This window comes from Pseudarthrobacter woesei, from assembly GCF_055412745.1.
Genome location: NZ_JBVAYU010000009.1, coordinates 85898 through 100015 on the forward strand (window position 1 = coordinate 85898; position 14118 = coordinate 100015).

The window sequence follows — 14118 nt, forward strand, 5'->3', positions numbered from 1 at the left end:
TAGCGTGGAGCCATGAACGCAGTGAGAGGGCGCTTTGCCGCGAGGACTGTCCGGGTCAAGGCTCCCGGCAAGGTAAACGTCTCACTCGACGTCGGATCCCTGCGCGCCGATGGCTATCATTCCGTGGCCAGCGTCTACCTCGCGGTCTCCCTCTACGAGGAGGTCGCAGCCACCAGTACGGACACCGGCGGGATCACCGTCAGCATCAGTCCGGCGAGCACACTCGATCTCGACGGCGTCGACATTCCGCTCGATGAACGCAACCTGGCCTACAAGGCCGCCGCCATCATGACCGATGTCTCGGAGCATTCCACAGGCGTCCACCTCGAAATCACCAAGCGTGTGCCGGTCGCCGGCGGCATGGGAGGCGGCTCGGCCGACGCCGCCGCCACCCTGCTGGCGTGCGACGCGCTGTGGAACAGCGGACTGTCCCGCGACGAGCTGGCGCACCTGGCCGCGGAACTTGGCGCCGACGTGCCGTTCTCCCTGCTCGGCGGCACCGCCGTCGGGCTGGGTGTGGGCGACGAACTCTCACCGGCCCTCGTCAAGGCCCAGACCGACTGGGTCCTCGTCACCGCGGACTTCGGCCTGTCCACTCCGGAGGTGTTCCGGACCCTCGACCGGCTGCGCGCGGCCGAAGGCGGCGAGGTCGAGGAACCCACCGCCGTGGATCCCAGGATCCTCAAGGCCCTGCGCAGCGGGGATGCCGATGCCCTGAGCCGGGTCCTTGTCAACGATCTGCAGCGCGCCTCGATTGAGCTGGCACCCGGGCTCCGGGACATCCTGGGGCTTGGTGAATCCTGCGGCGCGATCGCCGGCCTCGTCTCGGGCTCCGGCCCCACCGTCGCGCTGCTGGCCCACAGCCCGGCTGCCGCCGAGGGCCTGGCCGAAGACCTCCGCCACCACGGCCTCGAGGCCATGGCCGTCCACGGCCCGGTTCACGGGGCGCGCATCATCTCCGATACGCTCCTTTAGTAGCTTTGACCATATATACCTAGGAAAGCAGTTCCCAGTGGCACACCTGCTCGGCGGCGAGAACCTCACGGTCTCGTATGCAACCCGTACCGTTCTCGACGGCGTCACTCTCGGCCTCGAAGAGGGCGACCGGATCGGCATGGTCGGCCGCAACGGCGACGGCAAGTCGACGCTGATGCGCCTGCTGGCGATGCGGGCAACCCCGGACACCGGCCGCGTGACCAAGCGCAGCGAGGTCAACATCGGCTACCTGGACCAGAGCGATGTGCTCGACGGCGACCTCACGGTCGGCGCCGCGATCGTCGGGGACCAGGCCGACTATGAATGGGCCCGCAATCCCCAGATCCGCGAAGTTATGGGCGGACTTGTGTCCGACGTCGACTGGCACGCCAACGTCCATGCGCTCTCCGGCGGGCAGAAGCGCCGGGTGGCGCTGGCCAAGCTGCTGATCGAGGACCACGACGTCATCATGCTCGACGAGCCCACCAACCACCTCGACGTCGAAGGCGTCGCGTGGCTGTCCCGGCATCTGAAGACCCGCTGGCGGGCCAACCAGGGCGCCTTCCTCGTGGTCACCCACGACCGCTGGTTCCTCGACGAAGTGTGCACCAAGACCTGGGAAATCCACGACGGCATCATGGACCCGTTCGACGGCGGCTACGCCGCCTATGTGCTGGCCCGCGCCGAACGTGACCGCTCCGCTTCCGTGGTGGAAACCAAGCGCCAGCAGCTCGTGAAGAAGGAACTCGCCTGGCTGCGCCGCGGCGCCCCTGCCCGCACGGCCAAGCCGAAATTCCGGATCGAGGCGGCCAACGAACTCATCGCCGACGTCCCCGAACCGCGCGACTCGATGGCGCTGAGCAAGATGGCCACCGCCCGGCTCGGCAAGGACGTCCTTGACCTGGAAAACGTCTCGCTCGATTTCCTGGGCGGCGAGCCCGGCCAGAAGCTTTTCGACAACATCACCCTGCGGCTTGCCCCGGGTGAGCGGCTGGGACTCGTGGGCGTCAACGGCGCCGGCAAGACCACCCTGCTGAAGCTCCTCAACGGCGAGATCCAGCCGACGTCCGGAAAGGTGAAGCGGGGCAAGACGGTCGTCACCGCCGTCCTGACCCAGGAGGTCAAGGAGCTCGACGACGTCTCGGACCTGCGCGTCATCGAAGTGATCGAGCGCGAAAAGCGGTCCTTCAACGTTGGCGGCAAGGAATTCAGTGCCGGCCAGCTCGTGGAGCAGCTTGGCTTCACCAACGAGAAGCAGTGGACGCCGGTCAAGGACCTCTCCGGTGGCGAACGCCGGCGCCTCCAGCTCCTGCGCCTCCTCGTGGGAGAGCCCAACGTGCTGATGCTCGATGAGCCCACCAACGACCTCGACACCGACACCCTGGCAGCCGTGGAAGACGTGCTGGACGGCTGGCCGGGAACGCTCGTCGTTGTCAGCCACGACCGGTACCTGCTCGAGCGCGTCACCGACCACCAGATGGCGCTCCTCGGCGACGGCAAGATCCGCGCCCTGCCGCGCGGCGTGGACCAGTACCTGGAACTGCGCGAATCGGCGCTGGCCGGCTCCACGATCACCGGCGGCGGCAACCCCGTCATCGCCGCCAGCGGCAGCTCCGCACCCGCCGCGGGCGGCGCCTCCGAAGCCGAGAAGCGGGACGCCCGCAAGGCCAAGAACCGGATTGACCGCCAGCTGGGCAAGCTCAAGCAGCAGGAAGACAAGCTCCACGCGCAGATGACCAGCGCGGCCGCCGATCCCTCGGCAGTGGGCCAGCTGGCCGGGCTCAACAAGAAACTCAAGGACCTCGCCGGAGAACGCGAAGCCCTCGAACTCGAATGGCTGGGAGCCCTCGAGGTGCTGGGGGAGTAGCCGCCTACGCCCGGCGGGACATGCCCAGTGTGTGACGGCATGGCTGGACATGTTCCCCGGACCGCTGAAGAGCCTGAGGGCATGTCCCTCGGTTTGGGCTAGGTGTGGACATGCTCCCCGGGGCCACTGAAAACCCTCGGGACATGTCCCTCTGTGCAAGCCACGGTTGGACATATTGGTGTTATGTCCATTCTTTGGGCCCAGGGGAGGGCATGCCCCGCGGGGTGCCCAGAGCTCTCAGCGCCTGGCCCGCGGCCGCAAGCGAGCGGCGGCCAGCCAAGGTTTAGTCGTCGCTTCGGAGCCCGGGGTCTTTTTGGAGGCCCGTGAGGCCGTTCCAGGCGAGGTTGACCAGATGGGCGGCGACTTCGCGCTTGTCCGGGGTGCGGCTGTCCTGCCACCACTGGCCGGTCATTGCGACCATCCCGACGAGCATCTGCGCGTACATGGTGCCGTCGGCGGAGGTGAAGCCACGGCGGGCGAATTCGTCGGCCAGGATGTATTCCACACGCGCCGTGACGTGGGAGAGCAGGGTGGAGAAGGCCCCTTCGGGCTGCGTCGGCGGGGCATCGCGCATGAGGATGCGGAACCCGTCGGTGCGGTCCTCGATGTAGCTCAGGAGAGCCAGGGCGGCCCGCTCCACCAGCACCCGCGGCTTGGCCTCTTCGGACAGGGCATCGTTGATGGAGGTGAGGAGGATGCGGAACTCGTATTCGACGACCTGGGTGTACAGGCCCTCCTTGGAGCCGAAGTGCTCATAGATCACCGGCTTGGAGACGCCGGCGGCGGCGGCAATCTCCTCGATGGTGGTGCCGTCAAGGCCCCGGAGGGCGAACAGCCCGCGGCCGATGCCGATCAGCTGGCTGCGGCGCTGGGGGCCGGTCATCCGAGGCCGGGGGACGTAGCCGGGGGCCCTTACAGGCCGGCCGCTCCGGCGGTCCGCCCCACCGGAAGCCCCTGCGCTATTGCTCACAGCTCCATCATGCACTAATTGGGGCGCAGTCGGGCTCCGCACCTGACGGCGACGCAGTATGGCAGAATTGACTCTCGTGCCACCGGCTCGCGCCGTGGCATGGTCCGCCCTGGTGTAATGGCAGCACCCCGGCCTTTGGAGCCGTGGAGTATAGGTTCGAGTCCTATGGGCGGAACTGCTGCGCGTCGCAGGGGCCGGAACGGCTCCCGGCGGGCGCGGTCCGGCGTGAGTCCAGTAGGATGAATCTGGCGCCGTGACCGGAATCTGGTCCGGCCAGGCCGCGCGGATCCGGCAACCGAGGTGCACCACCCGGCCCCCAGCCGCGGGGCATCCAGATCCACCGAGCAGCGGCATGAGCTAAGCCACTGAGCAAGGAGAGCCCGTACGTGAGCCCCGAGAATACCGGCCCAGCCGCCGTCATCGTCCTAGCTGCAGGTGCCGGTACCCGGATGAAATCCCGTACCCCCAAGATCCTCCATGAGATCGGCGGCCGCTCCCTCGTGGGACACGCGCTTCATGCCGCCCGGACCATCAGGCCGCAGGAACTGGCGCTCGTCGTCCGGCACGAGCGTGACCTCGTCGCCGCGCACATCGCCGCGACCGACCCCGGCGCCCTGATCGTGGACCAGGACGCGGTGCCCGGAACGGGCCGCGCCGTCGAAGCCGCCCTCGAAGCGCTCGATGCGCTCAACCCCCAAGGCCCGCTCAGCGGAACCGTCGTGGTCACCTACGGGGACGTCCCGCTGCTCACCGGCGAGCTGCTGGCCGAACTCGTCGCCACCCACGAGGCCGACCGTAACGCCGTCACCGTCCTCACCGCCGTCCTGGATGACGCCGCCGGCTACGGCCGCATCCTCCGGGCCGCGGACGGAACCATCACCGGAATCCGCGAGCACAAGGACGCCACAGACACCGAACGTGAGATCCAGGAGATCAACTCCGGCATCTACGCCTTCGACGCCGCCGTCCTTCGCGACTCGCTGGCCCATGTCACCACGGACAACGCCCAGGGCGAGAAGTACCTCACGGACGTGCTCGGCCTGGCCCGCACGGCAGGCGGCCGCGTTGCCGCCGTCGTCACGGAGGACCGCTGGCAAGTCGAAGGCGCGAACGACCGGGTGCAGCTCTCGGCCCTCGGTGCAGAACACAACCGCCGCACGGTCGAGGCCTGGATGCGCGCCGGGGTGACCGTCGTTGATCCGGCCACCACCTGGATCGACGCCACCGTCACCCTGGACGAGGACGTCCGCCTGCTGCCCAACACCCAGCTCCACGGCGCCACGACAGTGGCTCGGGACGCCGTCGTCGGCCCCGACACGACGCTGACCGACGTCCACGTCGGCGCGGGCGCAAAGGTGATCCGCACCCACGGTTCCGGCTCCACGATCGGTGCCAAGGCGAGCGTCGGCCCGTTCACGTACCTGCGCCCCGGCACCGTCCTGGGGGAGACCGGCAAGATCGGCGCCTTCTACGAGACCAAGAACGTCACCATCGGCCGCGGCTCCAAGCTCTCCCACCTGGGCTACGCCGGTGACGCCGAGATCGGCGAAGACACCAACATCGGCTGCGGCAACATCACGGCCAACTACGACGGCGAGAAGAAGCACCGGACGGTCATCGGCTCCGGCGTGCGCACGGGTTCCAACACCGTTTTCGTCGCCCCCGTGCAGGTAGGCGACGGCGCCTACAGCGGGGCAGGCGCCATCATCCGCCGCGACGTCCCGGCCGGCGCCCTGGTCCTGTCACTGGCCAGGCAGCGGAACGATGAGGGCTGGGTCCTGGAAAACCGCCCGGGCACAATCTCCGCCGCGCTGGCCAAGGCCGCAGGCGCCACCGAAACTTCCTCCGGTACCCCGGCATCTACAGAAGAGGGCTTGCAATCATGAGCGAAATTACGGCACGCGGCGAGAAGAAGCTGGTGCTTGCCGCTGGGCGCGCGCATCCCGAGCTGGCGAAGGAGATCGCCAAGGAGCTGGGAACCGAGCTGCTGCCCCTGGATGCCTACGACTTCGCCAACGGCGAGATCTACGTCCGCGCCGGCGAGAGCGTCCGCGGCACCGATGCCTTCGTCATCCAGGCGCACCCGGCGCCGCTGAACAACTGGCTGATGGAACAGCTGATCATGATCGATTCGCTCAAGCGGGCCTCCGCCAAGCGCATCACCGTCGTTTCACCGTTCTACCCCTACGCACGCCAGGACAAGAAGGGCCGCGGGCGCGAGCCCATCTCCGCGCGTCTCATCGCCGATCTCTACAAGACCGCCGGCGCCGACCGCATCATGAGCGTTGACCTGCACACCTCGCAGATCCAGGGCTTCTTCGACGGCCCCGTGGACCACCTGATGGCCATCCCGCTGCTGGCGGACTACATCCGGACCAAGGTCGGCTCGGACAACGTCACGGTCGTCTCCCCGGACACCGGCCGTGTCCGTGTTGCCGAGCAGTGGGCCGAGCGCCTTGGCGGGGCACCGCTCGCGTTCGTGCACAAGAGCCGCGACCTCACCGTCCCCAACCAAGCCGTCTCCAAGACTGTCGTGGGCCAGATCGAAGGCCGTACCTGCGTCCTGATCGACGACATGATCGACACCGGAGGAACCATCTCCGGCGCGGTCCAGGTGCTCAAGAACGCCGGTGCCAAGGACGTCATCATCGCAGCGACCCACGCGGTCTTCTCCGATCCTGCCGCCCGGCGGCTCTCCGAATCCGGCGCCCGTGAGGTTGTTGTCACCAACACCCTGCCGATCACCGCGGACAAGCACTTCCCGCAGCTCACCGTGCTGTCCATCGCACCGCTGATCGCCCGTGCCATCCGCGAAGTGTTCGACGACGGATCCGTCACCAGCCTGTTCGACGGCAACGCCTAATACCAGCCGCGCGGGCACGTTTTATGAATCCGTGTCCGCGCTGGTAGCCTTGTACCGAAACCTTGGCGAGGGAGAGCGCCGGTAATCCGTATTAATGGGAAATTAGTCGGTGCACCGGACTGCTGGTCTCCGTTATCGACTGGGTCTGAATCTCCCTTCGGAAGGGCGGCCATACGGCCACCCGGCGTTGAAGGTCGCAAACAGACCTCCGCCCTTGCTGAACACCGCTAGTCCACTAGGAGAATCCATGTCTGAGCAGAAGCTCGCAGCAGAAGTACGCACCGAATTCGGCAAGGGCTTCGCCCGCCGCGCCCGCATGGAGGGCCTGATCCCGGCCGTCATCTACGGCCACGGCGCCGAGCCCATCCACATCACCCTGCCGGCCAAGTCCACCACCCAGGCCGTCCGCCGTGCGAACGCCCTGCTGACCCTGGACATCAACGGCGAACAGCACCTCGCCCTCGTCAAGGACATCCAGCGCGACCCGATCAAGCAGATCATCGAGCACCTCGACCTCCTGACCGTCCGCACCGGCGAGAAGGTCACCGTGGATGTTCCCGTGCACCTGAAGGGCGAGCTTGCCCCGGGCAACGTGTACAACCAGGAAATGACCACCGTCTCCCTCGAAGCCGAGGCAACCCACCTGCCGACCGCCATCGAGGTCAGCATCGAGGGCCGCACCGCCGGCGAGCACATCCACGCTTCCGACCTGGTTCTGCCCAAGGGCGCCGTCCTGCTGGCCGACGCCGAGGCCCTCGTCGTCCACATCTCCGAGGCCACCGAGGTCTCCGAGGAAGAAGCTTCAGCCGAAACCACGGCGGGCTCCTCGACCGCAGCCGAGTAATTTCGGCGATTTCCCCGGCGGCCGGGTCCCTCTGGGGCCCGGCCGCCGGCGTCTGACCCGCGCGTCTGATTCGCCGCCCGTGCCGGACGGCCCACAAAAGGACTGATCCATGACTGACAACTGGCTGATCGTCGGCCTTGGCAACCCCGGAGCCGAGTACGCCCACAACCGGCATAACGTCGGCCAGATGGTCCTCGACGAGCTCGCCTCGCGCGTCGGCGGCGGCTTCAAATCCCACAAGTCCCGGGCCCAGGTCCTTGAGGGGCGGCTCGGAATCGGAGGGCCCCGGATGGTGCTGGCCAAACCGCTGTCCTACATGAACGTTTCCGGCGGCCAGGTCTCGGCCCTGGCAAAGTTCTACGACATGGATCCCGGCCACGTCATCGCCGTCCACGACGAAATCGACATTCCGTTCAACACGGTGAAACTGAAGATCGGCGGCGGCGAAGGCGGGCACAACGGATTGCGGGATATTTCCAGGGCCCTGGCCACCAAGGACTACCTCCGGGTCCGGGTCGGCGTGGGACGGCCGCCCGGCCGGATGGATACCGCGGACTATGTCCTGAGGGATTTTTCTGCCGCCGAGAAAAAGGAACTGCCCTTCCTGATCGACGCCGCGGCGGACGCGGTGGAAGCCCTGGTCCGCGAAGGCCTGCTGGCCGCGCAAACGACGTTCCATCCCGTCAAGGCACCGTAGCCGCGGTCCCTGGCAAGGAACCGCACGCGGTGCCGGATCGGCCGGCGGCCGGAGCCGTCGTTTCCTACGGCACGTAACGGGCCGACGTCGAAGCCCGGGTTCCTTTTCAAGCATCCTTCTTTCCCGTTATGATCTGTCTACTCTCATGTCGGGGGATAGGGATACGCTACTTCTAGCGGACGGTCTCGGGTTTGCTGTCCGCAAGCGGTACGAAGGAAACTAGATGTCGAGGGATTCGCTGGGCTGGGGGAATGTTTCCACTACATTGGCACCCGCCGAAGAAGAACACGCTACCGGCCCCGCCTACGGGCACAGGTGGTCCGGTCTGGCGCGCAACGCCGACGCCGACCGGGTCCGCAGCGCCCTGCTCACGGCAGACCGGATGGGCGTGGTCATCACCGGTGACCGCGGCGTGGGCAAATCCCTCGTCGGCCGCACAGCCCTGGCCGGCTTCGGACCGGACGTCTACACCCTCCAGCTCCGCACCTCCGGGCCGGGCGCCGCAACACCCTACGGTTGCCTGGCGTTTACCCTCGCCCGCCTCCCGCAGAGCTCGCTCGGATCGCCGACAGCCATCCTGCACGGAATCACCTCACTGATCCGCGACGACGCCGCCGGACGCCAGTGCGTCATCCTGCTGGACAACGCCGGCGCCCTGGACGAACTGAGCACCGGGGTCCTGCTTAATCTGCTCCAAACCCAGACCGCCAGGCTCGTCGCGACGGCCCAGCGCACCACCGATCTGCCCCCCGACTTCTACTGGCTCATCACCTCCGGGCAGCTGGCCGAGGTCCGGCTCGCCAACCTGACGGAAGTCGAAACCCTGGAAGTGCTGCAGGCCGCGCTCGGGCACCGGGTGTCGAGCGCGCTCGCAAGCCAGATGCACCAGCTCGTCGGCGGCAGCCCCACCCTCCTGCAGGCCGTCGTCTCGGAGCAGATCGAACGCGGAAACCTGGTGCTGTCGGGATCCGTGTGGACCCTCGTCGACGAAGTGGTCCTGGACGGGCGCACCGCACTGGAAGACATTGTCAGGGCCCGCTACGCCCGCGAAACGCCCGTGGCGCGGGAGGTCATCGAGGTACTTTCCTGCGCGCGGACGCTTCCCTTGTCACGGCTCGCGAGGATGTATAGCCCCGGCATCATCGCGGATATGGAGGACGCCGGCCAGATCGTCGTCGACCGGACCGACCGGCACCTGGTCTCGCTCGGCGACCGCTATCTCGGCGATATCGTCCGCAACTGGCTCAGCGTGGAGCGACGGCTGGAGCTGCGGGACAAAGTGCCGGGTCACACGGAACCTGAGCTGGGTGAGCTGACCGTGGAGGATCTGCTGGCCTATGCGGCGTGGACGCACGACTGCCACGCACCGCTCGCGCCCGCCCATGCGCTGGCGGCAGCCAGCGCCGCCGTCAAGCTCTTTGACCCCAAATTCGCGCTCAAGTGCGCCAGCAGCCTGAACCCGGGGGATCCCGAGTGGGCCCCAGGCCAGCTACAGAAGGCCGCCGCCTACCTGCAGCTGGGGCTGCCGCTGCAGGCGATGTCGGCGCTCGACGACATCACGGAGCGTCAACTGGGAGCCCTCCCCGCGGAGGCGTTCGCGGACCTCATCGCGGCAAAGGCCGATTCCATGGCATGGCTGGAGGACCGGACCGGAAAGGTGCCGGAACTGATCCGGCAGGCCCGGATGCGGCTCCACGAACTCGGCGTGAGCGGGCCCCCCGCGACCCCGGAGGAGCTGTCACGGGCAGTGCTGTGCCTGGATCTCTGCGAGTTCAGCTACCTCTCCTTCGTCGGTGACTACGAGCCCATGATGGAGCGGCTCAGGGCAGCGGCTTCGGCGGACGGGTCCGGCGCCGATGATGTGCACCGGCTCAGATCGGCGATCATCCTGATGGAAGCCCTTTGCATGACTGGCAAGGAGCTTGAAGCCCGCAAACTGATGCGTGAAATCGGCGGACAGCTGAGCGAGTGGTCCAACGTTCCCCGAATCCGCGAGAACTTTGCGTGGCGGTCATTCAACGTGCTGCTGCTGTCCGGGCAATGGCGCCAGAGCATCGACATGCTCAAGGACGCCAGCGGCCGCGCGGGCCACGGGCTGCATTCCGGCAGTGCGGCGACGGACCTGGCCGTTGGCCTTGCCTATGTCTATGCGGGCCGCGGCTACATGGCGCTGGATCCGCTCCTCGCGGCCATTGCCCAGCTGGAAGTCCGGTCGAGCCTGCACTCGCTGCGGCAGGCCTACGCGGCCACAGCGTTCGCGTACGCCCAGACCGGCAATTCCGTGCAGGCAACGATCTACCTGGACCGGGCGCGGTCCGCGGACGGCCCGGCCCGTTTTGCGGTCCGGAGCTCTGCCGACTTTTGCATGGATATGGCCTCACGCTGGCTGGGCGACCCGGAGGCAAAGGACCGGCTGGTGCGCTCGGCCGAAATGCACTTCCGGGCCGGACGCTACACCCTGGCCGGCATCTTCATGCTCGGAGCGACCGTCAACGGCACGGCCAAGGACTTCATTTTCCTAGCGGACATCGCCGCGCGGCGGCAGGGGCCCCTCGCGGAGCTGTCCGGAATCATTGCCGCGGGCAGCCGGTTGAAGGATGCTGCGATCATGCTTGAGGCCGCCGGAGTGGCAGCGGGGCTTGAACTGGACGCGGTCCAGGCGAGATGCGCCGCCCTGGCCTTCGACTTCGCCAAATCGGCAGGCTTGAGTGGCAGCGCCAGCGCCGCACACACCATGCTGGAAAGCCTCGCAGAGTCTGTTCCGGCGCTGCCGGTCATACCGCGCAACAAAGGCCCGCTACTGACGGAAAGGGAACGGCAGATCGCCACCCTGGCCGGCAACGGTGTATCCAACAGGGACATTGCCCTTGAAGTGGGCATTTCCGTGAGAACAGTGGAGGGGCACCTGTACCAGGTGTTCACCAAGCTCGGAGTTTCCTCGCGAAGTGATCTGCTTGGACTCATCTAGGCCGCGCGCAGCAGATCCCAGGACCGAGGTGTCCGGAGCCCTGACGGGGCGGTCGGATGACCTGAGGTCGGCGGTGGCGGCCCTCCAAGGGGGCACACACGTCGCCGTCATGCTGCTCGGTGACAGCGGAATCGGCAAATCCACCCTGCTGGAAGCGGTCGTGGCCGAGCTCCATTCCGAGGTGACGCCGGTCCGCATCCACGGCAGCCCCTCTCTGACGAACGTTCCGTACGGTGTGCTGGGGCCTTTTATTGTCGGCCTGCCGGTGCAGGAGGCCACGTCACAGCTGGCGGTCCTGAGGACGTTCTGGTCCCATCTGGAGGATGAGCGGCACACCACGGGGAAGCCCCTGCTGCTGATTGTCGACGACGCCCATGACCTTGACGAAGCGACCGCTGGGATTCTGGTAGAACTCGCCGCTGCCGGCTGGGCGAAGCTGCTCGTGGCGGCGGCGTCCCGGCCCGGGCTGCCGGAGCCGCTGCTGCAGTTGTGGTTCGAGGGCATCGCCGTGCGTCTGGACCTGCGCCCCCTGACCCAACAGCAGACCAACGAAATGCTCGAGCGCGGGCTGGGCCCCCAAGTCCTGCCGAACGTCGCCGAGATTCTCTGGGAAGCATCGGCCGGCAACCCGTTGCTGCTCAACGGGCTGATCGAGGACGCCAAGAGCGACGGAACGCTGCTCCAGCGCAACGGAGTGTGGCTGCTCACACGGCCGCTGAACAGCCACGGGGACCGGCTGACCGACGTCGTGCGCCGGCAGCTGCTCCGGCGCTCGCCGGAAGAGCGGCAGGCGCTGAATCTCATTGCCCTGGCAGAGCCGGTGTCCCGGGAACTGATCGAGTCCGTGGTGGGGGAGACGGCAGTCGCGGCCCTGGTCGAACGCGAGCTGGTCAAGGTGACGCCGGCGCCCCACTCCGAACTGCGGCTGTGGCACGCGGTCTACGGCGATACGCTGCGAAATCTGATTTCCCCCGCACGCAGCCTCCAGCTGAGGCACAGCCTGCTGCGGCTCATGGACACGGAGCCGACGTCGGCCGAAGGGCTGCTGCGGCAGGTGAGCTGGTCCATGGAATGCGGCGCGGTCGTTGATGACCGGCAACTTCTCAGGGCAGCGGTCCTCGCCAGCCGGCTCTACGAAGACGAATTGGCCCGCAAGGTCGCTGCCCAGGTCAAAGACCCCGAGCTGCAGATGGCGGCACGGTCCGTGACAGCGCGTACCTACTTCAACACCTCGGACTATGCGGCTGCACGGGACATCCTGGAGGCCGACTTCGGCAAGGGCCAGAGCGTCGCCGTCCTCCTCACCGGAACCCTGATGTGGGCAGCCGTGCTGTCCGCTCTGGGCCATAAGCCGGCGGACATCATGGATCGTGCGGGAGCGCTGCTGCGCGCCGGCGAGCGGCTGGCGAGGGCCAATCCGGAGGATGCCGAGAGCATCCTTGCGGCAACCCGGGAGCGCTACGCGACCATGCGCAGCATGGTGCTCGCCCTCGCCGGTGATTTCGAGGCAGACACCGTCGCGGCGCCCCGCCGCGCGGAGGATGGTCCGCCCCCGCCGGCCAACCACCTTGATTCTGCGTTCCGGCTCGCCCTTGACGCGGAACGGCTGCTCGTCCTGGGCAAGGCGCGCCAGGCCTTCGCGGTCGCGTCCGAGGCCCTGAACACTGCCGGTTCCGGGAGCGACGAGCTGTACTTCCTTGCGGAATTCCTGGTCGTCCGCGCCGCCGCGGCCGTCATCCATAGTGGCGACTGGGAGGCCGCCGAAACGCTTTTGGCGGGAGTAGCCGCCAGCTCGGGGCCCAGCCTGATCACGTTCGGTGGGGGGGTCCATGCGGCGCACGGCATCATCCTGCTGTACCAGGGGAGGATCGCCCAATCCCTGCACACCCTCAGCGCCGCGCTGGAATCGCTGCGCCTCGCGGATCCCCAGCAGCTCTTTGCCCTGACAGCCTCCATGGCCTTCGCCGCCGCCGCCGAATTGGGGGCCAAGGACAATGCAGCGGCGTTCCTGGCCGATTTCGAAGCGGCACCGCCGGCCGTTTCACGCTACCTGCGCACCCTGTCGGAGATGGCAGTGGTCTACGGTAAGGCGCGCCTCGGCAACCACCCCGAGGCGATAGCGGCGCTCCGGCTGCTCGGCCGGCCCCACGGCGGCGCGGCCACGCCCGGACTGGAATTTGACTCGCTCGCTTTTTGCCTCGCCTTGGGCGACCGGGACGCTGCGTCCCGGTTGCTCGAGCTGAAACCCGAGCTGGAGGGCCGGAGGGCAGCGGCGATCTGCGACTACGCCGGCGCGATCGCCACGGACCTTGCCGCGGACCATCTGGAGGCGGCCAAGAGCTGTGAGGACGCTGAACTCTGGGCTTTCGCGGCGCTTGCCTACGATGCCGCGGCGAATGCCTACCGGTCGGCCGGGGACACCCTGCGCGAGCGTATGGCAATGTCCCAGCGGAAGCGGTGCCTGGACCGGGCTGACAGCATCCCCGGTAAGGAAACGGAAACTGACACCGACTCGCTGGGGCTTCTGACCCGCCGGGAGCGGGACATTGTGGCGCTCGCCGTCCGGGGCCTCAGCGACCGGCAGATTGCCGCCGAGCTCCAGGTGTCCATCCGGACAGTTGAAGGCCACCTGTACCGGAGCTATGCGAAGCTCAACGTCAAGGGCAGGGACCAGCTCTCCGGCCTGGCCGGAAGCCAGTAGCAGCCACCCCGGCAGGCGTTCATCCGAGTATGCGGCGTCGCGGCTGGGCGGGCTACGCCATGGGACACTCGGAGCGCTCGAGCGACTACTTGGTTTCGTCGTTCCGGCAGGCCGGGCCATCTGAGTACAGCCACGTAGACCACGGTCAAGTACCCGCCGAGTATTCGAGTACTACTTACGCATCCCGAAATGGGGCCCAGTCCATAGTTTGGACTTATCACTGGTCAACCATT

The 14118-nt window shown here is 67.4% G+C and carries 9 protein-coding genes and 1 tRNA gene; 9 read left to right on the forward strand and 1 reads right to left on the reverse strand.

All coding sequences use genetic code 11. The features are described from left to right. Nucleotides 1–12: 12 nt before the first annotated feature. Entirely contained in the window at nucleotides 13–975 is a 963-nt protein-coding gene (locus tag ACZYZE_RS13950; protein ID WP_463908264.1) for a 4-(cytidine 5'-diphospho)-2-C-methyl-D-erythritol kinase, read from the forward strand. A 37-nt stretch (nucleotides 976–1012) separates the two neighbouring features. Then, complete coding sequence (locus ACZYZE_RS13955; protein ID WP_459318361.1) at nucleotides 1013–2842, forward strand: ABC-F family ATP-binding cassette domain-containing protein; 1830 nt, start codon at nucleotides 1013–1015, stop codon at nucleotides 2840–2842. A gap of 283 nt (nucleotides 2843–3125) precedes the next feature. On the opposite strand, the gene ACZYZE_RS13960 is transcribed toward ACZYZE_RS13955, so the two are convergent. Continuing rightward, the gene (locus tag ACZYZE_RS13960; RefSeq protein WP_459318395.1) at nucleotides 3126–3725 is read right to left on the reverse strand and encodes a TetR/AcrR family transcriptional regulator; all 600 of its coding nucleotides are present in this window, start codon (nucleotides 3723–3725) and stop codon (nucleotides 3126–3128) included. Nucleotides 3726–3915: 190 nt separating this feature from the next. Here ACZYZE_RS13960 and ACZYZE_RS13965 point away from each other — a divergent pair. From ACZYZE_RS13965 to ACZYZE_RS13995, 7 genes are all read left to right on the forward strand, one after another. Beyond that, a tRNA-Gln gene (locus tag ACZYZE_RS13965) sits at nucleotides 3916–3987 on the forward strand. Nucleotides 3988–4198: 211 nt separating this feature from the next. Then, entirely contained in the window at nucleotides 4199–5698 is a 1500-nt protein-coding gene (gene glmU / locus ACZYZE_RS13970; protein WP_459318362.1) for a bifunctional UDP-N-acetylglucosamine diphosphorylase/glucosamine-1-phosphate N-acetyltransferase GlmU, read from the forward strand. Beyond that, nucleotides 5695–6675, forward strand: a complete 981-nt coding sequence (locus ACZYZE_RS13975; protein ID WP_459318363.1) for a ribose-phosphate diphosphokinase — start codon at nucleotides 5695–5697, stop codon at nucleotides 6673–6675. Before glmU ends, ACZYZE_RS13975 begins: the two co-directional genes overlap by 4 nt. A gap of 247 nt (nucleotides 6676–6922) precedes the next feature. After that, nucleotides 6923–7519, forward strand: coding sequence for a 50S ribosomal protein L25/general stress protein Ctc (locus ACZYZE_RS13980; protein WP_459318364.1), 597 nt, complete (start codon nucleotides 6923–6925; stop codon nucleotides 7517–7519). A 109-nt stretch (nucleotides 7520–7628) separates the two neighbouring features. Next, on the forward strand, nucleotides 7629–8216 hold the full coding sequence (gene pth, locus ACZYZE_RS13985; protein ID WP_459318366.1) for an aminoacyl-tRNA hydrolase: 588 nt from the start codon (nucleotides 7629–7631) through the stop codon (nucleotides 8214–8216). Between the two features lie 223 nt (nucleotides 8217–8439). Beyond that, nucleotides 8440–11184, forward strand: coding sequence for a helix-turn-helix transcriptional regulator (locus ACZYZE_RS13990; protein ID WP_463908268.1), 2745 nt, complete (start codon nucleotides 8440–8442; stop codon nucleotides 11182–11184). Nucleotides 11185–11212: 28 nt separating this feature from the next. Then, nucleotides 11213–13885 (forward strand): LuxR C-terminal-related transcriptional regulator, encoded by a 2673-nt coding sequence (locus ACZYZE_RS13995; protein WP_463908270.1) that lies wholly within the window; start codon nucleotides 11213–11215, stop codon nucleotides 13883–13885. Nucleotides 13886–14118: the final 233 nt, after the last annotated feature.

Excerpts from the sequence above, each read along its gene's own strand:
- ACZYZE_RS13950 (WP_463908264.1), top strand. The coding sequence starts at position 13 with ATGAACGCAGTGAGAGGGCGCTTTGCCGCGAGGACTGTCCGGGTCAAG.
- ACZYZE_RS13960 (WP_459318395.1), bottom strand. The coding sequence starts at position 3,725 with ATGACCGGCCCCCAGCGCCGCAGCCAGCTGATCGGCATCGGCCGCGGG.
- ACZYZE_RS13975 (WP_459318363.1), top strand. The coding sequence starts at position 5,695 with ATGAGCGAAATTACGGCACGCGGCGAGAAGAAGCTGGTGCTTGCCGCT.
- ACZYZE_RS13980 (WP_459318364.1), top strand. The coding sequence starts at position 6,923 with ATGTCTGAGCAGAAGCTCGCAGCAGAAGTACGCACCGAATTCGGCAAG.
- pth (WP_459318366.1), top strand. The coding sequence starts at position 7,629 with ATGACTGACAACTGGCTGATCGTCGGCCTTGGCAACCCCGGAGCCGAG.
- ACZYZE_RS13990 (WP_463908268.1), top strand. The coding sequence starts at position 8,440 with ATGTCGAGGGATTCGCTGGGCTGGGGGAATGTTTCCACTACATTGGCA.